We start from the raw sequence: 21,296 nt of genomic DNA, 5'->3' as shown, positions 1-21,296 counted from the left end.
GGAAAAGCGCCGTTTGCCGCGGAACCCGCACCGGACGCATCGTAGGAAGGGGGACCGCCACGCCGGCCCGTCATCCGGCCGACGCGTGTTCCTCCCTCATCCTGTCGCACCCGATGACCGTGTGTGGTGCGAAGAGGAAAGGACTTCACCATGCCCCATCCATGGATGCCTCAAGCCCTCAAGGCGGACGTGGGAGACCATGCGCCGTGCGACCCCGGCTTCCCGCCACGGGCGATCGCGCACATCACCGCGGACCGGCAGGCCACCGCCGAAGCTCCCGCCGATCTGGTTCCCTTCGGCAATCTCCGCGGCTTCTTCACCGGCGGCGGGAAAGGACGGGCACCGCACATCCTCTGGGATCCCTTCACGGGGGCCTTCGCCCAGTTCTTCCCATGGGCCATACGTCCGGTACGCCCCAGGAACTGACCCACGCGTGAAGGTCGGACCAGCCCGTGCACGGTGTGTCGACCAGCCTCGCGTACACCTTGCCGTCGACACGGCAGTGAGGGAAGAAGAGCGCCTCGATCTGGATGACGACCTTGCCCGCCCGGTTGGTGCGCGTACCACCGGCGACGTCGGACAGGGCTTTGCCACGTGAAGTGGCGGGGGGCCGCCCGACATCCCTGTCCCGCCATACCTGCCCGGCTGCCACGTGGAGGACGCAGGGCGGGTGGTACGCGCACGCTCATGTCCCGGAGAACGACCACGTCGATCCCGGATCCTGGCCGGCCTTCGTGCCCCGGACGGCCGAACCGGCCGTGAACGAGCCCCGGTTCGAGCCCTTTCCCGGCGCGTCGTTCTTCCGGGCGGGACGCACGTCGCCCGTCATCGCGGCGATGCACGGCAGGCTCGTCGCCGAAGACTGCGACCGCTACACGTCGAGCACCGATACCGACGTGTGGGGAGCGGGCGACGTGAGGTCGTACACGGCCTGGCAGCGGAAGCTGGGTCTCGAGGGAAGCTCCGCCGACGGCATCCCCGGCCGGCTCAGCTGGGACAGGCTGGAAGTCCCCATGGTTCTGGGGTTTTCGCTCAGTGAATCCGGAACCCTGACCTCTTGACGGAACCGGTCGTCGCGGAAGGCGACACGGCTCGAGTCACTGCGCCGAATTCAGCCGAGGCGCCTGCGAAGACCGTCGGGCTCCCCGGCCCGGTCCGCTCCGGCACGGTCCGCTCCGGCCGACCGTGCAGGAATCATCCGGACGAGCCGAGGAGACGGTCCGACACCCAGTTCATCGTTCAGCAACCGGCAGTACGCGTCATAGTGGCGCAGGGCCTCGCAGAGGTTGCTCTCCGCGAGATGCGCCGACACGACGGCCCGGTGTGCGCTCTCCCAAGGGCTCCGCCCGCACGCTCGCCCATGCGGCCTCCAGGGCCAGGGCGGGTCTGCCCTGCCGTATCAGCGCCTCGGACAGCGCGTCGAGTGCGTGCAGCCTCAACTGCCGCAGGCGTTCACGCTCCACCAGAACCCATTCCTCGTCCCACCCCGGCAGCAGGTCGTCCCCGGCCAGCAGCCCCAGGGGCGGATCGGCCGGAGTCGGTGGCAGGCGGCCTTCCACGAGATCGAGTGCCGCCTGCGTCAGGGTGTGAACATCCAGCCGCAGGGACGGTGAGACGAGCAGCGCGTCTCCGCGGCACCCGATGAGCGGCGGATCCCCGTGCGGCAGCTTCCACAAAGTGGTGCGCAGACTGCCCCGGGCGTGCTCCTCGGTGACATACGGCCACAACGTGCCCGCGAGGACCGTGCGCGAGACCTGCTTCCGCAGACCCACGAAGGCAAGGAGGCGCTGGCCGTTGTGGCCCAGATCGACGGATTCGTCGGCGAGTTCCAGCCGGAACCGGCCGAGCAACCACAACTGAGGAGGAGACACCCTGACCGCCCCTCACGGTGTTGCGTGAGCGCACAGTGAAGGCTGTCCGGCCTCGCCCCGGCGCGTCACTGCTCCTGATTCCCCTGGTGCGTGCGACCCCCGAGTGCGCACGTGGCGCATCGTCCGAGGAGGCTCTCGATTTCAGTTTCGGCCGCTGGTTCAGGCTCTGCAATTCCGCCGTCGACAGCGTCACCCCGGACCGGTGACGGCGGGAGGACGCCGCGCTGACGCGGGCTCTCTAGCGTCGAAAGGAGTCCCGAGCCGCGAGGAGGCCGACATGTCCTGGCGAGTCGCGAACAGCCTGGGAACCCTTCGGTGTCAGCTGGACGACCGAGATCGGTACCGGAAACAGCCGCTCCAACCGGTTCCAGCACGGGCACATCAGCTGGTCGCCCGCCGAGGGGGCGGTGGCGCACCGCAGTACCCTCATCGACTGATCGGCGGCGAGTCGTGCCATGGGTGCGTGCCGGCGCCCCCGGGCGGGCCGGTCGACCTGTCAGCACGTGGCACGAGCACCCTGCCGCGGCTCGAATGGGCAGGCAAGTCGACACTTGCCTATAGTGGGGCCGTGGCCGAAGACCTGTTCAGAGCGTTGGCCGACCCCACTCGCCGCGTCATCCTCGACGAGCTCGCCGAGAAGTCCGGGCAGACCCTGTTCGAGATCTGCTCGCGGTTGGCCGTGAGACATCAACTCGGCATCTCCCGACAGGGAGTCTCCCAGCATCTCGCAGTACTGGAGGCCGCGGGGCTGGTGGAGACGAGGCGGGAGGGCCGCTACAAGTTCCACGACCTGAACACGGCCCCCCTGCGGCAGATCGCCGAAAGGTGGCCTCTGCCCGACCCGCCCGGGAGCTGAAGCCGCTGCCCATTCCGCAGTGCCGCTCGACGCCCCGTCGGCGTTCCGGCCCTCACGGATCGGTGCAACTCACCAACCACTCGGCGAATTTCAGGCAGTCCAGGCGCGATGAGTTCTCTCGGCGTCGCTCCATCGACGAGTCCCGTGCGAGGATGGCGCCCGTGACCGAATTGTCTTCCTCGCCCGTTGACGAGGGCGCACCTCGTAGTCACGGCGTGGGTTCCCGTGGCGCCGCCGTGCTCGTGTTCGGATCCTCGGCCGCGGTGCTGGTGGTCGAGATCGTCGCTCTGCGGCTGCTGGCTCCCTACCTCGGCCTCACCCTCGAGACCAGCACGATGGTGATCAGCATCGCCCTCACGGCGATCGCCGTCGGCTCCTGGCTGGGCGGGCGCATCGCGGATCAGGTCGACCCGGCCCGGCTTCTGGGCCCCTCCCTCGGGATGTCGGGAGCGGTCGTCGCGCTGACCCCTGCCGTGCTCCGCGGCACTGCGGAATGGGCACCGGGCCTGCTCCTGCTGATCGCGTCATTGACCATCCTGGTGCCGGGCGCACTGCTGTCCGCGGTGACGCCGATCGTGACCAAGCTGCGTCTCACCAGCCTTGCCGAGACCGGAACGGTGGTCGGCAGGCTGTCCGGAGTCGGCACCGTCGGAGCCATCTTCGGCACTGTCTTCACAGGCTTCGTCCTTGTCTCGCGGCTGCCGGTCAGCAGCATCCTGATCGCCCTCGGAACACTGCTGGTGGTGGGCTCGGCGCTGGTGGAGTGGCGCACGCGCGGCTGGAGCGGCACCCCCGCCCTTACGCTCGTGGTAGTGGCGGGCGGCCTCGCCACCGCCGTCGCACCCGGCGGCTGTGGCACGGAGACCAGGTACCACTGCGCACAGGTCGTCGCCGACCCCGACCGGGAGAGCGGCCGCACCCTCGTCCTGGACGGAGTGCGGCATTCCTACGTCGACATCAGCGACCCGACCCATCTGGAATTCACGTACGTGCGTGCCATCGTGTCGGTACTGGATGCCGCCTTTCCCGAGGGCGAGCCACTGTCGGTCGGGCATCTCGGTGGCGGCGGCCTCACCATTCCCCGCTACCTCGCGGCCACACGGCCCGGAACGCGCAGTCTGGTGTCGGAGATCGACAGCGGGATCGTGCGCATCGATCGCGACCGACTCGGACCGGGGCCGGGATCCGGTATCGACGTACGCGCCGAGGACGGCAGGCTGGGTTTGCGACGTTTGGACACCGGCAGTCGTGATGTCGTCGTCGGCGATGCCTTCGGGGGCGTCAGCGTCCCCTGGCACCTCACCACGGTGGAAGCGATGACCGACATACGGCGGGTGCTCAACGAGGACGGCCTGTACGTCGCCAACCTCATCGACCACGGTGATCTGGCCTTCGCCCGTGCCGAAGCGGCCACGCTCAGGCAGACCTTCGAGCACGTCCACCTCCTGGGCGAGCCCACCGATATCGGCCTCGACCCGACCGCCACCCCCGAGGGCGGCAACCTGGTACTGGTCGCCTCCGACCGGACCGTCGACCTACGCGCGATCCAGGAAGCGCTGGACGCCCGGCAGACCGGCTGGAAGGTCACCACCGGCGACCGCCTCACGTCCTGGATCGGCGACGCGCCCCTGCTCACCGACGACTACGCACCCGTCGACCAACTCCTCCAGCCCCACAGCCGACGGAGCGGATGACCGAGGGCCTGCCCGCGGAGCCACGCCTCGGACGCCGGACGACGGGCCGGCTCCCCTAACGCGCCACACGGTGGTGGAGGTAGACGAACTTCGAGCCGAAGGTGCGGGTCTCGACGAGTTCGAGATCCACCCGGCGCCCGTGCCGGGGAAAGAACGGGATGCCGCCGCCGACCAGCACCGGGTGCACAATGGCCCGGTATTCGTCGATCAGCCCCGATGCGGCCGCCTCGGCCGCGAGGGTCGCGCCGCCGATCGCGATCTCGCCCTGCCCCGGCTCGGCCCGCAACCGCTCGATCTCCTCCGCCACGCTGCCGGAGGCCAAGCGGGCGTGGCCCTGCACCGCCGACAGGGTGGTGGAGAACACCACCTTGGGCAGCGGCTTCCAGAGCGCGGCCCACTCGAGTTCGGAGTCGTCGAGCGATCGGTCCTGGTCGGCGGTCTCCCAGTACAGCATCGTTTCGTACAGCCGTCGTCCCATCAGGTGGACGCCGACCTGCCTAATCTCGTCGATCCAGAAGCGGAAGACCTCCTCGTCGGGCGCCGTCCAGTCGAAGCGGCCGTCCGGTCCGACGATGTAGCCGTCGAGCGACATGCTCATCGAATAGGTCACACTGCGCATCACAGGCCCTCCTCAGGAACAGGTACGACCGTACGGCCGAACAACGCCCCGGGGCCCACGGCTCGCACAGCCGAGACCGTGTGGCGGGCCGTGCACGACCCGACCGGCGAACGGGGTCGAGTTCCGGTCCGTCCTCGCGCTCCGTCCGTGCCCGGCCCTTCAGGGCGTCCATGCAGTCACGACTCCGCCGGTCTGCGACGTCTGCCGTGCCAGTCCAGTATCAGGACCGTGGCGTCGTCCCTGAGGTTGCCGTGGCAGGCATCGAGCACTGCGGTCGTCAGCCGTCGGACGGCCTCCCTCGGATGCAGCGGGCGGGTGTCGCGGACGAGTGTCGCCAGGTCGACAGCCGAGGCACCGCGCTCCTGCATCCCGTCGGTGAGCAGGACCAGGCGGTCCCCTGGCCGCAGTTGCAGTTCCTGCAGCCGGTACGGGATCGGTGCCGCCACGCCGAACGGCAGGTTGACGGCGAGTTCGACCTCTTCGACGGTGTGGTCACGCATGCGCAGCGGCCGGGGGTGGCCGGCGTTGACCAGTTCGCAGGAGCCGGTTTCGAGGTCGACGCACAGCAGCTGTCCGGTGGCAAGGCCCCGGCTGTTGCGCAGCAGGGCCCGGTGGGCTTCGCCGGCTTGCTGGAGGGCGTCACAGCCGCTGCGGCGGGCTTGTCGCAGCGCGCCGATCAGCAGGGTGGCCAGCAACGCCGAGTTCGTGTCGTGGCCCATGGCGTCGGTGATGGACAGATGCAGGGTGTCGCGGTCGAGGGTGTAGTCGTAGGTGTCGCCGCCGATGTCGTCGGCCGGAATCAGCCCGGCGGCGAGGGTGAACTGGTCCGCCTCACAGCAGGGGGCCGAGGGGAGCAGTTGGTGCTGGATCTCCGCGGCCAGACTGGTCCGGGTGGTGCGCCGGCCCAGGTGGTAGAGGTCGGTGAAGCGGCGGTCCGTGACGATGATGTAGGCCAGCGCGTGCGCCGCGTCACGGACCTGCCGCAGCACGGTGTCGTCGGCGGACTGCAGGGTCACTTCCAGCAGGCCGATGCAATCGCCTCGGTTCGTCACCGGCGTGATGACGCGCCGTCCGCCCTGGCTGTCCGGTTCCACGTGCTGGCGCTGGTTCCGCAGCACGCGATCGTAGACGCTGCCCTGCAGGTCGATCGGGCCGTCGAACTCCGCGAGGTCGGCGTCGGCCGAGGGAAGCCGAACCAGCCGCTGACCGACGAGGTCGACGAACAGAAACGACACACGCTCCGCACCGAACCGCTTCTGCAGATCACGCGCCACCACATCGACGGACTCGCCGGGCGGCGCCGTCTCCGCGGCGGCGAGCAACTCGCCCAGTTCCACATCTCCACCGTTCACAACAACCTCCCGTCGGCTGCCGCATCGTTTTCCCCAAGATGTCGATGCATCACCCAAAGTGCCCGTCTTGCCTGGTCAGCGCGCTGAGCCAGATCGCTCGGAGGAGAACTCAGCCGCGTTCTGTGTGCCAGTGGTACGAAGCGGAGCCCACGCCGGAGGCATGCGCGACGTGTCTCCTCGGGCTCGTGCGTCGTTGGCTGGTCGAACCCGTGCATTCCACCGCACTCAAGGAGCGCCTCATGGCCAGTCCCACCTCGCTGTCCGCGGAGCGGGGCGAGGGCACGGCGCCCCTGCGGGGTCCGCTCGCCGAACGGGCACCCGCTCGAGCCGCCGGACTCGATGCGGCCCTGCCACAGAGGGCCGGCAGACCCGGGTTCCACGCAGGCGCCCCGCCTCGGCACCGGACCTCCGGCTCCCGCCGAGACCCAAGGGACGCACGGTACGCGGGTACGGCTCTTTGGGCCCGGACGTGAGCCGGCAACCGGCGGTGGTGCTGCGCGTCACGGCGGTCCGCAAGGGCTTCGGTTCCCGGCAGGTCCTGCGCGGGGTCAGCTTCGAGGCACGGGCAGGGCAACTGGTGGGCATCGTGGGGGAGAACGGTTCCGGGAAGACCACGTTGCTGCGCGTCCTCAGCGGCGACCTGCGTCCGGACGGCGGGCAGGTCGATCTGATGGGCACGCGGGGATACTGTCCGCAGCACCCGGTGCTGGACGAGGAACTGACTGTGCGTCAGCATCTGCGCCTCTTCCAGGTCGCCTACCGTCTGCCGAATCCCGGCCGCGCGCTCCGGTTGATCGACGCCCTCTCCGCGGCCGGCTACCTGGACACGCCGGTGAAAGCCCTGAGCGGTGGCACCCTGCAGAAGCTGAACCTGGTCCTCGCCCTGATGCACGACCCGGACGTCGTGCTGCTCGACGAGCCGTACCAGGGCTTCGACTGGGAAACGTACCTTCGGTTCTGGGACCTGGCCCAGGAGCTGAAAGCCCGCGGCCGCACCGTGATCATCGTCTCTCACCTCGCCCACGACACCAGACGCCTGGACGTTCTGCACCATCTGCACGACGGCGTCCTCGGTACCTCACCCACCACGGACGTCACATGAGTGCCTATCTGGTCGCCAGCCGTTACGCGCTGCTGGCCATGGCGAAGAACCGGTTGGCCGCCGTGCTCCTGATCGTCTTCATCCCGGTGTGGATCACCGTCGCGAAGACCCTCACCACGCCGAAGACGTTCCCCTTCCGGCTGCGCGCCACCGGAACCTGGCTGCGCGCCGGCGGAGACGAGATCACGATGATCAGCGGCTCCCTGAACGCCGTGTCCCTTCTCGTCGGATTCCTGATGTTCAGCGCCGCACGCCGGACCAGGGCCTTCGACCGGCGCCTCACCGCGGCCGGCTATCCCCGGACCGCCCTCATCGGTGCCAAGCTCACCACGCTCACGGTCGCATCAGTGCTGGTCAGCTCCTACGCCACCGCCTGGATGCTGCTGTACTGGACTCCGCTCCAGCCCTTCCTCCTCGGTCTCGCGGTCCTGGCCGACTGCCTGGTCTACGGGGCCCTGGGAATGTGTCTGGCCCTCTTTCTCCGCGGCGAGGTCGAAGGACTCGTCACGATCATCATGACCAGCATCATCGACCTCGCGCCGCAGAGTCCGGTCGCCAGCACCACCGCGGACAAACCCCTGGTCGAACTGCTTCCGAGCTACGGCTCCCTCCAGACCAGCCTGGCCGCGGGATTCACCCGGAGCATCATCCTGAGCCCTCTGATCCACAGCGCGGTCTGGCTGACCGCCCTGACCGTCACCGCACTCGCCGCCTTCGCCCTGCGCACCCGCGCCGCTCCCCACAGCCGTCGCGCTCCCGCCATGACGGGCAAGGGCTGAGGCCGGGCAGCCGGACCGGGTGACGGGTGAGAGAGCGCTCACGGCCGCTCGGTCTCGCGGGGCGGCAGGACCCCCGCATGGATGCCGTAATGGTTTCGGGGTGTTCTGCCGATGTTCAGGAGAACGCCAGGAAGGAGAATCGACATGGCGCCACAGGGATCCGGGAAACAACCCACGACCGAGCTCGACGCCCGCTACAGCTCCGCGCTCAATCCCCGTCCCGGTGCCGAGGACGTCACCGCCGTCGAGTGGGACCAGGCCCTACGGCACTTGCGGACGGCGGAGATCTTCTGGCTGTCCACCGTGCGGCCCGACGGGCGTCTGCACGTCACACCCGTGATCACCGCCTGGCACGACGACAGACTCCACTTCTCCACCGGGCCGGGCGAGCAGAAGGCGAGGAACCTCGCTCATGATGCCCACTGCGCCCTGACCACCGGTGGGAACTCGCTCACCGCGGGGCTCGATCTCGTGGTCGAGGGCAAAGCCGCGCCGGTCGCCGATCCAGCGGCGCTGGAGGAGGTGATCACGGCGTACGAGGCGAAGTACGGGCGTCACATCACCTCACCCCAGGGGACCTTTCACGGTATCGGGGACGCGTTCCGCAAGGGGGACGCGGTGGTGTACGCGGTGGAGCCGGTCACCGCGTACGGCTTCGGGCGGGACAACGGGGTCTACACGCATACCCGCTGGGTGTTCTGAGCGGGGCGCGTCGCGCGTGAGCCCGATGGGGCGTGTCCCCCGAGTGAACGCGCGGGTTCGCCGGACACCTCGCGGGTAACCGTGTCCCGACAGCGCAGCGGAAGACGGATCGGGGAGCAGCGACTTGAGCGAGTCGGCGTCCATCGCCCTGCAGCAGGAGATCGCCCGGCAACTGGGTGTCGACAACAGTTTTGACGTCGAACAGGAGCTCGAGCGCCGGGTGGCCTTCCTCACCGAGCGGCTCACCTCGACCGGCCTGCACTGCCTGGTGCTCGGCATCAGCGGCGGCGTCGACTCCACCGTCGCGGGCCGGCTCTGCCAGCTCGCCGTGGAGCGGGCGCGGACCGTCGGCCACGAGGCGCGGTTCCACGCCATGCGGCTGCCGTACGGGATCCAGGCCGACGAGCACGACGCCCAGCTCGCGCTCTCCTTCATCCGGCCCGACCATGTACTGACCGTGGACATAAAGCCCGCGGTCGACGCCGCGCTCGAGGCCCTGCGGGCCGCCGGGGTGAGCTTCCGCGACGTCCGCCACCAGGACTTCGTGCACGGCAACATCAAGGCACGCCAGCGCATGATCGCCCAGTACGCGGTGGCCGGCGCGCACGACGGCCTGGTCGTCGGCACCGACCAGGCCGCCGAGGCGGCCACCGGCTTCTTCACCAAGTTCGGCGACGGCGCCGCGGACCTGGTCCCATTGGCCGGCCTGACCAAGCGACGCGTACGCGCCCTCGGGGACGCCCTCGGCGCACCCACCGCCCTGGTGCGGAAGATTCCCACGGCCGACCTGGAAAGCCTCGACGCGGGCAGAGCCGACGAAGACGCCCTCGGAGTCACCTACGACGCCATCGACGACTTCCTCGAGGGCAAGGCCGTGGACCAGCGGGACTTCGACACCATCGTGCGCCGCTATCGCCTGACCGACCACAAGCGCCGCCTCCCCAGCGGTCCGTGAGAAGTGAGTGTGCCTCGGGCCGGGAGCCGCCCGGCGCCGTTCGCGCGGGTGGCCGGCTCACGCGGGCCGCCCGTCGGGTGTGCGCGTGCCCCCGCCGGGGAATCTGTTCGCCCGGACCGGGTCGGCGAGAGGACTCCAGGTGACAACATCCGCGTCAGGGGCGGGCGACCGGGACCCCGGTGCCGGCGAGGACGAGTACCAGCCGGATCCGCATCGATGGCGGGCCCTCTGGGTCACCCTGGTGGCCGGTTTCATGAGCCTGCTGGACGTCACGATCGTGGCCGTCGCGTTGCCCACCATCCAGAACGACCTGCATGCCTCCCCCGCGCAGGTGCAGTGGGTGGTGTCCGGCTACACCCTGACCTTCGCCCTTGCTCTCGTCACCGCCGGCCGACTCGGTGACGCACTGGACCGGCGCCGCATCTTCCTGCTCGCCCTCTGCGGTTTCGTGATCTTCAGTGCGGTCTGCGGGGCCGCACCCGACATCACGCTGCTGGTCGTGGCCCGTCTCGCCCAGGGGCTGGCGGCAGGTTTCATGGCGCCGCAGAATTCCGCGTTCATCCAGCAACTGTTCCGAGGCGCCGAACGCGGCCGTGCCTTCGGCTACTTCGGTGCGACGGTCGGCATCTCGTCCGCCTCCGGCCCTCTCATCGGCGGTTCGATCCTGGCGCTGGCCGGTGGTCAGGAGGGCTGGCGCTGGGTCTTCTACGTCAACGTCCCCATCGGCATCCTCGCCGTCCTGCTCGGACGCCGCCTGCTGCCACGAACCGGACGGTCTTCCGGCCGGGGGTACGTGGACGTGCCCGGGGTGCTGCTCCTCGGACTCGGCGTCTTCGCGTTCATGTATCCGCTGGTGCGGGCGGAGTCCGGCGGGCTGGGCCGCTTGTGGTGGATGTTCATGGCCGGTGTCCTGGTCCTCGGTGTCTTCGTCCGTCGGCAGCGTCGCCTCGTCGCGCGGGGAACCAGACCACTGCTGGACCCGCGCCTCTTCACCACGGTGCGCGGCTATGCCGTCGGCGCGGGGGTCGGCACGCTCTACTTCCTCGGCTTCAGCGGGGTCTGGCTCGTGTTCGCCTTCTTCTACCAGCACGGGCTCGGCTTCTCGCCACTCCGGTCGGGCCTCGCCGTCACTCCGTTCGCGGTGGGTTCGGCGGGTGCGGCCGTGGTGGCGGGCCGGCTGGTGGACCGGTTCGGCCGTCTGCTCACGGTGGGCGGTCTCGTGGGCGTGATCGTCGGTCTGGGCGGAACCGCTCTGCTGCTGCGTTTCGCGCCATTGGACATCGCTCCCTGGATCGCCGCCCCCGTCCTGTTCATCGGCGGGATCGGCGGCGGCTTCGTGGTGTCGCCCAACATCACCATGACGCTTCGGGACGTACCCGTGCGGATGGCGGGCGCGGCGGGCGGCGCCCTGCAGACCGGACAACGGCTCGGTGCCGCGGTGGGTACGGCCGCCCTGCCGGGCCTGTTCTATCTCGTACTCGGCAGCGGCGACGACTACCGGGTCGCCCTCGTCGTCGCGCTGAGCGCCGCCCTCACGACGATGCTGGCGTCGCTTGCCCTGGCGTCGCTCGACTGGTGGCGCGACCGGCGCACGCGCGGGCCACACCAGAAGTGTCCCCAGGAGGTCGCGAACAGCCCGGTGCACGCCCGGCAGGGCTGACCGACCGCGGACCTGTGACGCCTCCGTACCCGGTCTGCCGCAAAATCTATTGCTTCTCGGTGTATATCTGGCATAATGGTGCATAGACCGCAACACCGAAAGAGTCACAAAGCCGGCGAGGACGTCTAGCCGGCGGAGCGAACTCGGACAGGATGTGGTTCAGGCCCCCGGCAAGCCGGCGCGATACCGAGGCGGCAGTGACGACTGAAGCCCCAGGACACGTGCAGCACTACCGGGGACTGTTTTGCCCTCGAGCCTTCGGACCGCAGCAGCACCTCGGTCCGAAGGCTCCGCCACGCCTGTGCTCCCCACGGCTGCGGGCGACCGATGACCCTGGATCGGCTGAACCACGTGTGCACCGACCGTGAGCCCGACGGCACCCTCACCCCCTGGTCATCGCCCGGAAGGCAGCGGACATGACCGAAGCCGCCCATACACCCGAGGACCTCGTGAGGGCCGTTCGAGCAGCCGGCGTCAGGGACGAGCGACTGCTCCAGGCGGTGCGGGCGACGCCCCGAGCGGCATTCGTCCCCGCGGCCCATCAAGCGCACGCCTACCACGACGTGCCCCTTCCCATCGGACATGGACAGGTGACCACGCAGCCCTCGCTCTCGGCGATGATGATCGAGGGCCTTGACCTGGGCGGGGACGAGCACGTCCTTGAGATCGGCACCGGCCTCGGCTTCCAGACCGCGCTCCTCGCCCGGCTGGCCGCCGATGTGGTCACCATCGAGATGTGGCCGGAGACCGGGCGGGCGGCACGGCGCAGTCTCGCCCGGCAGGGGATTCGCAATGTCGAGCTGCACATCGGGGACGGCAGTGGCGGTGCCCCGGACCGTGCTCCGTACGACGCGGTCATCGTGTCCGCCGCGTTCCCGGAGGTTCCTGCGCCGCTGGCCGGACAACTGCGCCTCGGCGGCCGCCTCGTACAGCCCATCGGGCCGGGAGGCCGGGAGCAGGTCGTGTCCTTTCTGCGCACTGCGGCGGGCCTGGAGCGCCGGCGAATCCTTGCGCCCGCGCATTTCGTCCGTCTGCAAGGACGGTACGGCTTCCCCTCCTGAGCCCTGCGCCAAGGAGCCGACGTATGTGGACAGGCAGCCGGCCGTCCGAGGGACAGGCCGGCTCATGGCTCCCGTGGATGCTTCTGCGAGCCAGGGCGAGTCGCAGACCGGGCGGTCTCCGCTCATGATGGAGAGCGAGAGAGTCACGTCACACGGCTTTTCGAGTTCACATCCGCGGAGGTGAGCCTCATGACTCTGCCCGTACGACACCGGCCCGGCCATCTGCTGGAGCGGGCCTACCCTCCGATCGCCGCCGAGTTCGACGAATTCTTCCAGCGGATGAACCGGTTCCTGGAGTCCGCCGCACCGTCCTGGACGGAGCCCATGGCCTGGGCGCCGTTGGCCGACCTGAGCGAGACCGACGAGGCCTACACGGTCGAGTGCGAGCTGCCCGGCATCAAGCGCGAGGACATCAACATCGAGGTCAGCGGACGGGAACTGCACATCACCGGGGAACTGAAGGAACAGGAACGTGAGGGCGTGCTGCGCCGCGCCACGCGCCGCACCGGACGCTTCGAGTACCGGGCGCTGCTGCCCACCGAGGTGAGGGTCGAGGACGTGCACGCCACCCTTGCCGACGGCATCCTCACCGTCGCCGTCCCCAAGGCTCAGGCGGCCAAGCCCCATCACATCGAGATCGAGGGCTGAACCACCACCACTCGAGTCACGATCGAGGAGTGCGGACTGCTCGGACCCTCGCTCCGCACTCGTGCGCCCCCCGGGGTGACCCGTTGAAAAGGGGTACGAGGACGGGGTTGCAGGACCTGCCGCGCGCCCTTGCACCCTGCGGCAACACCGTACCCGCCGTGATCGGCCGTGGTGGAACGCAGGCCCGGCCGATCGGCAGGAATCCCAGGACGACCATGACCCATGCCAAACCCGGGCAGTCGCCGCGAGGCCATCGGATCCTTCCGCACACCGGTGATCTGCGTGTCGAGGCGTGGGCGCCGACACGCGAGGAGTGCATCGCCGAGGCGGTGCGGGGCACGGTTGGCGGTTTCGCCGAACATCCCCCGGGCGTCACCGGCGCCGCCCGGGAGTGCGTGGTGTCCGCCGACGACGACGGCCGGCTCCTGGTCGCCGTGCTCGAGGAAGTCATCTACCGCATGGACGCGGCACACGAACTCCCCGTTGACGTCGCGGTGATGCCGGAGGCCGACGGGGTGCGCGTGCGATTCAGGATGGCCGACGACTCGACGGCCACGCAGACCGGGGCCGTCCCCAAGGCCGTCGCGCTGCACGGCCTGCGGCTGGCCCAGGACCCGCGCGGGTGGGCTTGCCGGGTGACGCTGGACGTATGACGCCTGTCGCGACGGTCCTCGCCAGAACCGCACACACACAGGGAGGCCGAACCGACATGGACATCCGGCTGGTGGCGGACGGACCCTGGCGATCCCGCATCGAACAGAGCGGCGCCATGCGGGTGCCCGGCATCGTCCTCGCCCCACGGGGACTGCTGCCGGACGAGCCCGGCGACCAGGCCCTGCAGCAGGTGGCCAACGTGGCCACCCTGCCGGGTATCGTCCGCGCCTCGTACGCCATGCCCGACATCCACTGGGGCTACGGCTTCCCGATCGGCGGCGTGGCCGCCACCGACGTCGCCCGCGGCGGCATCGTCTCACCGGGCGGTGTCGGTTTCGACATCTCGTGCGGGGTGCGTCTGCTCACCGCACACGTGGACCGCGCCGCCCTGCTGCCGAAGCTGCCGGTACTGATGGAACGGCTGGACCGGCTCATGCCGCGCGGGCTCGGGCGTGGGGGCCTGTGGCCCCTGGCGGGCCGGGAGCAACTGCACGAGGTCCTGCGTGGCGGTGCCCGGTACGCGGTCGAGCAGGGCCGCGGGGTACCGCGTGACCTGGAGCGGTGCGAGGACGGCGGAGCCGTCGGCGACGCCGATGCCACCCAGGTCGGCGAGCGCGCGCTGGAGCGCGGCGCCGGGCAGGTCGGCAGCCTGGGGTCGGCCAACCACTTCCTGGAGATCCAGGCGGTCGACGCGGTCTATGACGAGGCGTGCGCGCGGGCGTTCGGGCTGCGTCCCGGCCTGGTGTGCGTCATGATCCACTGCGGCTCACGCGGTCTGGGCCACCAGATCTGCGCCGACCACGTGCGGACCATGGAGTCCGTGATGCGGCGCCACGGAATCGACGTACCGGACCCGCAACTCGCCTGCGCACCCGTCGACTCGCCCGAGGGCCGCGCCTACCTGGGAGCGATGGCCGCGGCCGCGAACTACGCACGGGCCAACCGCCAGATGCTGGCCGACGAAGCCCGCCTGGTATTCCAGCGGGTTGCCGGCTCGGGCCTGGATCTGCTCTACGACGTATCGCACAACCTGGCCAAACTGGAGACTCACCCCCATGACAGCGCCCGGGCGCTGCTGTGCGTCCACCGGAAGGGCGCCACCCGGGCCCTGCCACCGGGCCACGCCGACCTGCCGGACGCTCTGCGCCGCTTCGGCCAGCCGGTGTTCGTGCCCGGCACGATGGGCACCGCCTCGTACGTCATGACCGGAAGCAGCGGCAACCGGGCGTTCGACTCCTGCTGCCACGGCGCGGGCCGGGTCTGGAGCCGGCACCGCGCCCACCGTGAGATGTCCGTCCGGCAGCTGCGCGACGAGCTGGTCGGTGCGGGGGTCGCGGTGCGCCCCGCCTCCTGGCGCAGCGTGATCGAGGAAGCGCCCGAGGCGTACAAGGACGTCGACGCCGTCGTCCGGGCGAGCGAACACAACGACCTGGGCCGCCTTGTCGCCCGCCTGGTGCCGCTCGGCGTCCTCAAGGGCTAGGACGGACGGGAACCGCCCCGGTGCGGGATGACCTTTGATGTAGGCCACCCACGAGGCGACTCCGTGACCGTGCTTTCCTTGCGCCCCCTGGCCGCCCCGCCCGAGGGCTGCGCCGACGGCTTCAACCGGCCGGCGTCACCGCGCCGACCACCACAAATCAGTGTATTAAGTGACCGATGCCGATTGCGATGTCGCGGGCGAGAGCAGGCAAGGAGAAGATCATGCCCATTGACGGACAGTGGTACAACGAGTTCGGTTCGCAGATGAACCTCGAGTCGGACCCGGAGGGCACCCTCACCGGACGATACGTCTCCGCTGTAGGGCACACGCCGGGGACGTACCTCGTGACCGGACGCCATGACGGGCCGACGAGCCCAGGACACGGCATCGCTGTCGGTTGGACGGTCGCCTGGCGCAACGAGCACGGCAACGTGGGCTCCGTCACGAGTTGGAGCGGCCAGTTCTTTTCCGACCCGGACCGCATCTTCACCACCTGGCTGCTGACCCGCTCCGCTACGGCGGAGGCGTGGGAGTCCACCGTGGTCGGGCAGGACGTGTTCACTCGGCAGAAGCCGACCAGCGAGGACGCCCATCGTGCTCTTCACAGCGGCCGACCGGTCTCGCACCCGATGCCGTCCTAAAGGCCGATCAGTGTGAGCGGATCCCTTGGCACGGCGTCACGCTCGGGGACGCCGGCAGGCGACACATCACGCCGTGGCGACCCCGGCGTTCACCCGCGCCCGACCGGTTGTCCGGTCTCGGAAGCGGCGAAGAGCGTCCGGGAACCACCGGCGGCCCTGGGTTGCAGGTCTGGCACGCCGCAGCCCGGCGCGCCGGTGCTGTTGACCGGGTGCTGAACCTCGGACCCACCCAGGCCTTCAACCGTTCAAGATCCCTCAGCGACCCGCATCGCAAGCCCGGTACCGGGCCCGGCCCGACCGGCTCGCGAGACATTCATGAGGACCGGAGTGCAGCGAGCACCGCCGTTCCGCCGCTTCCCGAAAGCCGGTTCACGCACGGGATGCCGGGTCGGCGTAGCGCAGCAGCACGCCCACACCCTCGACCAGCCGCAACTCCCGCTCGGGCACCACGACCAGCTCGGCCCCCGTGCCGACCAGGGTGCGGGCCAGAGCCGCGTCGGCGCGTTCCTCATGAACGTCCTGGACGCCGTAGGCGCGCAGTTCCTGTTCGGCGAGGGCGAGTTGACCGGGCTCCGGGCCGGTCCACAGGCGGAACGGCGACTCGGGGTGGTCGTTGAGGAACAGGGCCTTGACCCGGCCGCGTTGCAGCGCCGACACGACGGGCGCAAGTCCTTCCGCGAACGCCCCGTCGCGGGCCCTCTCGGCGAGAAAGGCGTCCAGCAATGCCCGGTCGTGCGCGGCCATGCGCCCTGTGAAGAGGCTTTCGAGCCGCCTCTCCAGGAGCGCCCGCCCGGGCTCGGACACGCCGGCACCCTTCACCGTGGTGACCTGCCCGCGCAGTGAGGCCGGCAGCCGGTTGACGAGGATGCCGCGGGCCCAGACATCTCCGGCGACGACCGTCGTCTCGACGTCGATGCGCCGTGCGTGACCTTCCAGCTCCCGGCCGACCTCTCCGGCAGCGCGGGGCCAGTCGGCCACGGGGATCTCCTCCTCCAGCCGGTGGCCCGGCGTGACCTTGGTCAGCGGCCAGGTGCCTGCCTCGGCCTCGATGCGTACGGTGCCGGCGGCGTCCGTCGAGTGACGGCCGCCGTAATGCACGTGCACCGCCAGGTACGGGATCCCGGGCGTGTGCTGGACGATCAGCGGCATGGTGTCCGGCAGGGTTCCGAAGTGCGCGGTGTCCCGTGCGGGCGGTGCGGGCAGCTCGTCCAGCAGGGCCAGGCGTCCGTGGGCCGTGAACACGGCCTGGCCATGGGTGCCGGGTACGTCCGTGTCGCTGCCCACCGTGCCGGCCACCGCGGTGATGGACTCCCGGTCCGCTCCCTCGGACATGAGCGCGTCCCGAAGATGCCGCCAGCGCAGTCGCACGGCGGCATCGGGATCTTCGATGGCGGCGTCGCGGGACGTGTCCAGGTAGACGGACGCGAAAGGACCGGGCTGTTTGTAGAGGGGGCCGAGGAAGGAAAGCTTCATGGTCACTCCCGAGTGGGCTGTCGTCGCCACGTGCCACCTCGTCCGGGATGCCGCCGTATCAGGACACGTTCGGGTCGGCGTGCCGCGGCTGTTCCCCCCTCCAGGATGCGCCTGCCCCTCGAGCCGCGCACACCCACTGCACGAGCGGCGGGGCGTCCGGCACCGAGCTGGTCCCGCAGCGGTGACGCCGTGATCCCCTGGACCGTCCACACGCGGGATGGCACACCCGGGACCAGGAGTGCCTCCCACAGCGGTGCGCATTCGTTCTCCGCTGGGGTGAGGATGGGAGTACGGCGCGCATGCACACGGCATCGCCCGCCGTGTCCCCCAGGGGCGAGGAGGTTGGGCCGTGCTGTTTCTGGATCGTCGGGACGCCGGCCGACGGCTGGCTTCCCTGCTGATGCCTCTCAAGGGTCCCGATGTCGTGGTGCTGGGGCTGCCTCGCGGAGGGGTCCCGGTCGCCGCGGAGGTCGCGAAGGCGCTGAGCGTGCCGCTGGACATCTGCCTGGTGCGCAAACTGGGCGTGCCGTTCCAGCCGGAGCTGGGCATGGGGGCCATCGGCGAAGGCGGCGTCCGCGTGATCAACGACGAGGTGGTGCGAGCCGCGCGTGTCACCCCGCACCAGCTGGCCGAGATCGAGGCACGCGAGCGGGAGGTGCTCGAAAGCCGTGCACGGCGCTACCGGGGCGGACGGGAGCCGGCAGTCCTCGCGGGCCGCACGGCACTGATTGTCGACGACGGGGTCGCCACCGGTTCGACGGCGCGCGCGGCCTGTCGGATCGCTCGCGCTCACGGGGCGGCGCGGGTCGTGCTCGCGGTTCCCGTGGCCCCGCACGACTGGGCCACGCGCCTGGGTGCGGACGCCGACGAGCTGATCTGCCCGCACACGCCGTGGAGCTTCTACGCCATCGGGCAGTTCTACGCCGACTTCTCCCAGACCGACGACGACGAGGTCGTCGCCTGCCTGGAGGAGGAGTTCGCCCGCCCGGTGAGCGCCCGCCGGGCTCCGCCCGGGCGGACCGCGCCCGAGGACCGGGAGGCGGACGTACAGGCGGGCCCGCTGACGCTGCGGGGACAGCTGACAGTGCCCGAGGGCGCGCTCGGGATCGTGGTGTTCGCCCACGGCAGCGGCAGCAGCCGGCACAGCCCGCGCAATCGGGTCGTCGCGGCCGGCCTGAACCGCGCGGGGCTCGGCACCCTGCTGTTCGACCTTCTCACCGAGGAGGAGGAGAGGGACCGGGCCAATGTCTTCGACACCGAACTCCTCGCCCGACGGCTCACGGACGCCACCGGCTGGCTGCGCGGGCAGCCTGAGGCCCAGGGGCCGGCCGTCGGCTACTTCGGTGCCAGCACCGGCGCGGCCGCCGCGCTCTGGGCCGCCGCCGAACCCGACGCGCGGATCGCCGCGGTCGTCTCCCGCGGCGGCAGGCCCGACCTCGCCGGACCACGACTGCCGGCCGTGACCGCCCCCACCCTGCTCATCGTCGGCGGCCACGACCGACTCGTACTCGGTCTCAACCGCGACGCACAGTCCCGGCTGCGCTGCGAGAACGAGCTCGCGGTCGTCCCCGGCGCCACCCACCTCTTCGAGGAACCCGGAACCCTGGAACAGGTCACCCGCCTCGCCCGGGACTGGTTCACCGACCACATGGCCCCGGCACACCACGGGGCAGCCCGATTCTGAGCGCGGGGGGCACATCGTCGGCCCCCGCGCCGGGCTTCCCCGCCCGGGCGCGGTCCTCAGGTGACGGGCAAGCTACTGGACGGGGGAGATCAACCCGTAATGGCCGTCGTAACGGTGGTACAGGACGTTTCCCCGCCCGGTGGCGGCATCGGCGAAGAACACGAACGGGTACCCCGTGAGATCCAGCCGCTCCTTCGCCCCGGCTTCCGTCATCCGGGGAGCGGGAAGCTCGCTCAAGGTCAGCGGCACGGCCGTCGGGCCGACCGGTTCGGGGTGTGGGTGCACCTGGGCGAGGCGGTAGCCCGTCGGGCCCGACCGGTACAGCACGCTGTCCTCGCCGGTGCCGATGTCGGTGAAGAGGTGGAAGCCGTAATCCATCGTCTCCAGTTCGAAGGCCGCCTCGTCGGGCGACTCCCGGGCCAGCGAGTAGGACTTGTGCCGTACGACCTGCCGCTCCTCGGGCGGCCGCGGGAAGTAGTCGGGACGGTGGGTGGGCTCCATGCCGTGACGCCACTCGTGCGGGCCCGGCAGGGGGGTCTTGCCCCGCCGGGCCTCCCAGTGCTGTTCCAGGCGCTCCAGCGCCGCCGCCAGCCGGTTCTGCAGCAGGTCGACGGCCTCGATGACTGTCGTGGCGGCCACGTGCGCCCGGGCCGGACGCCCGTTGACGTCCAGATTGGCCTGGGCGATCGCCGGCCGCTCCAGGGCGGGGTTGGCCATGTGGGTCAGCTTGACGCGGGCGAAGAGGACCGGTTCCCGCGTCCGGCCGGTCAGCGCCCGTACCTTCTCCCGCGCGTACTCGATGACTCCCGGCGGCATCTGTCCCTGGGCCTCCACCTGGATCTCGGGAGCCTGCTGTGGTGCCGATCGCTTCATGGCAGCCTCCTTGCGCCGTTGTGCCTCCCCTCCACAATTGCGCTCATCGGGCCGGCACGCACGGCCGGCGCGCCCGTCCCTGGCCGATCAACCTCCATGCCCTGAGCGGGACACGCCGAAGCAGCCATGCGGCGACGGGCCCGGCGCTCGGTCCGAGGGTCCGTAGGTCGCGAACGGTCTGGTGCACGCCGGACGAGCTGTTGCGGGCCTGCGTGGCCGAGGCGCTCTCTCCCGAGCACGCGGTCCGCGAGCTCGACGCGATCGACGTGTCCCAGCCGCTGCCCGGCCGGCTCGCGGAGGCGGCCGAGGCGCTCCAGGCGCACCTGTCCAGGATGGGCGCGATCGTCGGCTCGCTGGGGCGTCGCGGCGGCAAGCACCCCGGTCCGGTGCGCGGCGCGGGCCGCGACGAGTCGACGGCCCTTATCCGCGCGGCCCTCGCGGAGCTGCTGGAGCCGGACAGGGCCACGCTGCGCCGACCGCCGGAGCAGATCGCGGCTCTCTTCTTCGGGCTGCTCTTCACCCAGCCGCGCACCGGGGACGAGCCGGGCCTGACCGCGCAGGAACTGGTGGACGTCTTCCTGCACGGGGCGCTCTCGGGGGGCGAGTGAGGGTCTGGCGACGGCGCTTGAGGGCCACGGTTGTGGCCGTGGTCGCTCCCGTCCTGGTGTGACTGGTCGCGGACCCCCTGCTGGGGCACCGGCTGCGGATCGCCGACGGGGAGCAGACGCTCGACATCGGCGCCGTACCCGTGGCGTTCGTCGCACTGCTCGCGTCGCTCTGCGGCTGGGCACTGCTGGCCGCCCTGGAGCCGTTCGGGGCGGCGTGCCCGCGCCGTCTGGACCGGGGTGGCCGGCGCCGTACTGGCCGTGTCCTTGCTGCCGTTGACCGGCGACGGCATGGACGCCGCCACCCGGGCCTGCCTCGCTCTGATGCACTTGTCGGTGGCGGCGGCGCTGATCCCGGTGCTGGGCGGCCGGCATCCCGGCGCAGGAGCCGGAGTCGCCGGCGGGAGCGACACCGAGCAGCCAAGGGGTCGCGCCGTATGAGGCGGCCCTGCCCGGCGCGTCGTGTCAGGACACGCCGTTGAGACCAACCCGTGCTGGCGCAGCTGTCGAGCGAGGCGAGCCGCACGGATCCCGGGGCCGTGAGGACGGCATACGGAACAACCCATCAGCATCAACGCCTTCCCACA

At 70.5% G+C, this 21,296-nt stretch carries 22 protein-coding genes and 2 pseudogenes; 18 read left to right on the top strand and 6 right to left on the bottom strand.

Annotation, left to right across the window (positions count from 1 at the left end; translation table 11 throughout):
- Nucleotides 1-150 precede the first annotated feature (150 nt).
- Nucleotides 151-426 (top strand): hypothetical protein, encoded by a 276-nt coding sequence (locus tag ACIF9R_RS13735; RefSeq protein ID WP_399978647.1) that lies wholly within the window; start codon nt 151-153, stop codon nt 424-426.
- Between the two features lie 332 nt (nt 427-758).
- Nucleotides 759-1,061, top strand: a complete 303-nt coding sequence (locus ACIF9R_RS13730) for a peptidoglycan-binding protein (protein ID WP_399978645.1) — start codon at nt 759-761, stop codon at nt 1,059-1,061.
- 50 nt (nt 1,062-1,111) lie between these two features.
- Here the strand turns inward: ACIF9R_RS13730 and ACIF9R_RS13725 are convergent, their stop codons facing one another.
- Together ACIF9R_RS13725 and ACIF9R_RS13720 are read right to left on the bottom strand one after the other, a co-directional pair.
- Nucleotides 1,112-1,312 (bottom strand): BTAD domain-containing putative transcriptional regulator, encoded by a 201-nt coding sequence (locus tag ACIF9R_RS13725; protein ID WP_399978642.1) that lies wholly within the window; start codon nt 1,310-1,312, stop codon nt 1,112-1,114.
- The gene (locus ACIF9R_RS13720) at nt 1,260-1,871 is read right to left on the bottom strand and encodes a BTAD domain-containing putative transcriptional regulator (RefSeq protein WP_399978639.1); all 612 of its coding nucleotides are present in this window, start codon (nt 1,869-1,871) and stop codon (nt 1,260-1,262) included. Before ACIF9R_RS13720 ends, ACIF9R_RS13725 begins: the two co-directional genes overlap by 53 nt.
- A gap of 335 nt (nt 1,872-2,206) precedes the next feature.
- On the opposite strand from ACIF9R_RS13720, the gene ACIF9R_RS13715 reads away from it, so the two are divergent.
- The 3 genes from ACIF9R_RS13715 to ACIF9R_RS13705 all read left to right on the top strand — a co-directional run bounded on the left by ACIF9R_RS13715 (nt 2,207) and on the right by ACIF9R_RS13705 (nt 4,421).
- On the top strand, nt 2,207-2,308 hold the full coding sequence (locus ACIF9R_RS13715; protein WP_399979097.1) for a hypothetical protein: 102 nt from the start codon (nt 2,207-2,209) through the stop codon (nt 2,306-2,308).
- Nucleotides 2,309-2,439: 131 nt separating this feature from the next.
- Nucleotides 2,440-2,727: an ArsR/SmtB family transcription factor gene (locus ACIF9R_RS13710; RefSeq protein ID WP_399978636.1), complete on the top strand. Its 288-nt coding sequence runs from the start codon at nt 2,440-2,442 to the stop codon at nt 2,725-2,727.
- Between the two features lie 152 nt (nt 2,728-2,879).
- A complete protein-coding gene (locus tag ACIF9R_RS13705; RefSeq protein WP_399978633.1) occupies nt 2,880-4,421 on the top strand; it encodes a fused MFS/spermidine synthase in 1,542 nt (513 codons plus the stop codon).
- A 55-nt stretch (nt 4,422-4,476) separates the two neighbouring features.
- Here the strand turns inward: ACIF9R_RS13705 and ACIF9R_RS13700 are convergent, their stop codons facing one another.
- Entirely contained in the window at nt 4,477-5,040 is a 564-nt protein-coding gene (locus ACIF9R_RS13700; RefSeq protein WP_399978630.1) for a dihydrofolate reductase family protein, read from the bottom strand.
- Between the two features lie 176 nt (nt 5,041-5,216).
- On the bottom strand, nt 5,217-6,392 hold the full coding sequence (locus ACIF9R_RS13695) for a PP2C family protein-serine/threonine phosphatase (protein WP_399978628.1): 1,176 nt from the start codon (nt 6,390-6,392) through the stop codon (nt 5,217-5,219).
- Between the two features lie 487 nt (nt 6,393-6,879).
- Here ACIF9R_RS13695 and ACIF9R_RS13690 point away from each other — a divergent pair, with 487 nt between their 5' ends.
- The 10 genes from ACIF9R_RS13690 to ACIF9R_RS13645 all read left to right on the top strand — a co-directional run bounded on the left by ACIF9R_RS13690 (nt 6,880) and on the right by ACIF9R_RS13645 (nt 16,074).
- Nucleotides 6,880-7,494: an ABC transporter ATP-binding protein gene (locus tag ACIF9R_RS13690; RefSeq protein ID WP_399979094.1), complete on the top strand. Its 615-nt coding sequence runs from the start codon at nt 6,880-6,882 to the stop codon at nt 7,492-7,494.
- Nucleotides 7,491-8,273 carry a hypothetical protein gene (locus tag ACIF9R_RS13685; RefSeq protein ID WP_399978625.1) on the top strand — a complete coding sequence of 261 codons (783 nt, stop codon included), beginning with the start codon at nt 7,491-7,493 and terminating at the stop codon, nt 8,271-8,273. The genes ACIF9R_RS13690 and ACIF9R_RS13685 overlap by 4 nt, the downstream gene beginning before the upstream one ends.
- Nucleotides 8,274-8,417: 144 nt before the next feature.
- Nucleotides 8,418-8,975 carry a pyridoxamine 5'-phosphate oxidase family protein gene (locus ACIF9R_RS13680; protein ID WP_399978622.1) on the top strand — a complete coding sequence of 186 codons (558 nt, stop codon included), beginning with the start codon at nt 8,418-8,420 and terminating at the stop codon, nt 8,973-8,975.
- Between the two features lie 124 nt (nt 8,976-9,099).
- Nucleotides 9,100-9,930, top strand: coding sequence for an ammonia-dependent NAD(+) synthetase (nadE, locus tag ACIF9R_RS13675; RefSeq protein WP_399978619.1), 831 nt, complete (start codon nt 9,100-9,102; stop codon nt 9,928-9,930).
- A gap of 139 nt (nt 9,931-10,069) precedes the next feature.
- The gene (locus ACIF9R_RS13670) at nt 10,070-11,590 is read left to right on the top strand and encodes an MFS transporter (protein WP_399978617.1); all 1,521 of its coding nucleotides are present in this window, start codon (nt 10,070-10,072) and stop codon (nt 11,588-11,590) included.
- A gap of 416 nt (nt 11,591-12,006) precedes the next feature.
- Complete coding sequence (locus ACIF9R_RS13665; protein WP_399978614.1) at nt 12,007-12,651, top strand: protein-L-isoaspartate(D-aspartate) O-methyltransferase; 645 nt, start codon at nt 12,007-12,009, stop codon at nt 12,649-12,651.
- Between the two features lie 189 nt (nt 12,652-12,840).
- Nucleotides 12,841-13,299 (top strand): Hsp20/alpha crystallin family protein, encoded by a 459-nt coding sequence (locus tag ACIF9R_RS13660; RefSeq protein ID WP_399978612.1) that lies wholly within the window; start codon nt 12,841-12,843, stop codon nt 13,297-13,299.
- A 215-nt stretch (nt 13,300-13,514) separates the two neighbouring features.
- Nucleotides 13,515-13,952 carry an archease gene (locus ACIF9R_RS13655; protein ID WP_399978609.1) on the top strand — a complete coding sequence of 146 codons (438 nt, stop codon included), beginning with the start codon at nt 13,515-13,517 and terminating at the stop codon, nt 13,950-13,952.
- Between the two features lie 56 nt (nt 13,953-14,008).
- Nucleotides 14,009-15,433, top strand: coding sequence for an RtcB family protein (locus ACIF9R_RS13650; protein ID WP_399978606.1), 1,425 nt, complete (start codon nt 14,009-14,011; stop codon nt 15,431-15,433).
- A gap of 221 nt (nt 15,434-15,654) precedes the next feature.
- Nucleotides 15,655-16,074 (top strand): avidin/streptavidin family protein, encoded by a 420-nt coding sequence (locus tag ACIF9R_RS13645; RefSeq protein ID WP_399978603.1) that lies wholly within the window; start codon nt 15,655-15,657, stop codon nt 16,072-16,074.
- Between the two features lie 369 nt (nt 16,075-16,443).
- On the opposite strand, the gene ACIF9R_RS13640 is transcribed toward ACIF9R_RS13645, so the two are convergent.
- On the bottom strand, nt 16,444-17,547 hold the full coding sequence (locus ACIF9R_RS13640) for a hypothetical protein (RefSeq protein ID WP_399978600.1): 1,104 nt from the start codon (nt 17,545-17,547) through the stop codon (nt 16,444-16,446).
- A gap of 349 nt (nt 17,548-17,896) precedes the next feature.
- Between ACIF9R_RS13640 and ACIF9R_RS13635 the strand changes: the two genes are divergently transcribed.
- On the top strand, nt 17,897-19,231 hold the full coding sequence (locus ACIF9R_RS13635; protein WP_399978597.1) for a phosphoribosyltransferase family protein: 1,335 nt from the start codon (nt 17,897-17,899) through the stop codon (nt 19,229-19,231).
- A gap of 72 nt (nt 19,232-19,303) precedes the next feature.
- Here ACIF9R_RS13635 and ACIF9R_RS13630 read toward each other — a convergent pair whose 3' ends face one another.
- Nucleotides 19,304-20,104: a sigma 54 modulation/S30EA ribosomal C-terminal domain-containing protein gene (locus ACIF9R_RS13630; RefSeq protein ID WP_399978594.1), complete on the bottom strand. Its 801-nt coding sequence runs from the start codon at nt 20,102-20,104 to the stop codon at nt 19,304-19,306.
- A 176-nt stretch (nt 20,105-20,280) separates the two neighbouring features.
- On the opposite strand from ACIF9R_RS13630, the pseudogene ACIF9R_RS13625 reads away from it, so the two are divergent.
- Both ACIF9R_RS13625 and ACIF9R_RS13620 read left to right on the top strand, forming a co-directional pair.
- A pseudogene (locus ACIF9R_RS13625) lies at nt 20,281-20,712 on the top strand (TetR family transcriptional regulator); the annotation flags it as partial.
- 62 nt (nt 20,713-20,774) lie between these two features.
- Nucleotides 20,775-21,150: pseudogene (locus ACIF9R_RS13620) on the top strand (DUF6069 family protein).
- Nucleotides 21,151-21,296 lie beyond the last annotated feature (146 nt).

This window comes from Streptomyces sp. NPDC086080 (assembly GCF_044540255.1).
Taxonomy (GTDB): domain Bacteria; phylum Actinomycetota; class Actinomycetes; order Streptomycetales; family Streptomycetaceae; genus Streptomyces.
The sequence above is the reverse complement of the archived record's forward strand: the minus strand, read 5'-3'. Positions and strand labels throughout refer to the sequence as shown.

Excerpts from the sequence above, each read along its gene's own strand:
- ACIF9R_RS13735 (WP_399978647.1), top strand. The coding sequence starts at position 151 with ATGCCCCATCCATGGATGCCTCAAGCCCTCAAGGCGGACGTGGGAGAC.
- ACIF9R_RS13705 (WP_399978633.1), top strand. The coding sequence starts at position 2,880 with ATGGCGCCCGTGACCGAATTGTCTTCCTCGCCCGTTGACGAGGGCGCA.
- ACIF9R_RS13700 (WP_399978630.1), bottom strand. The coding sequence starts at position 5,040 with ATGCGCAGTGTGACCTATTCGATGAGCATGTCGCTCGACGGCTACATC.
- ACIF9R_RS13685 (WP_399978625.1), top strand. The coding sequence starts at position 7,491 with ATGAGTGCCTATCTGGTCGCCAGCCGTTACGCGCTGCTGGCCATGGCG.
- ACIF9R_RS13680 (WP_399978622.1), top strand. The coding sequence starts at position 8,418 with ATGGCGCCACAGGGATCCGGGAAACAACCCACGACCGAGCTCGACGCC.
- ACIF9R_RS13665 (WP_399978614.1), top strand. The coding sequence starts at position 12,007 with ATGACCGAAGCCGCCCATACACCCGAGGACCTCGTGAGGGCCGTTCGA.
- ACIF9R_RS13660 (WP_399978612.1), top strand. The coding sequence starts at position 12,841 with ATGACTCTGCCCGTACGACACCGGCCCGGCCATCTGCTGGAGCGGGCC.
- ACIF9R_RS13655 (WP_399978609.1), top strand. The coding sequence starts at position 13,515 with ATGACCCATGCCAAACCCGGGCAGTCGCCGCGAGGCCATCGGATCCTT.
- ACIF9R_RS13650 (WP_399978606.1), top strand. The coding sequence starts at position 14,009 with ATGGACATCCGGCTGGTGGCGGACGGACCCTGGCGATCCCGCATCGAA.
- ACIF9R_RS13645 (WP_399978603.1), top strand. The coding sequence starts at position 15,655 with ATGCCCATTGACGGACAGTGGTACAACGAGTTCGGTTCGCAGATGAAC.
- ACIF9R_RS13640 (WP_399978600.1), bottom strand. The coding sequence starts at position 17,547 with ATGAAGCTTTCCTTCCTCGGCCCCCTCTACAAACAGCCCGGTCCTTTC.
- ACIF9R_RS13630 (WP_399978594.1), bottom strand. The coding sequence starts at position 20,104 with ATGAAGCGATCGGCACCACAGCAGGCTCCCGAGATCCAGGTGGAGGCC.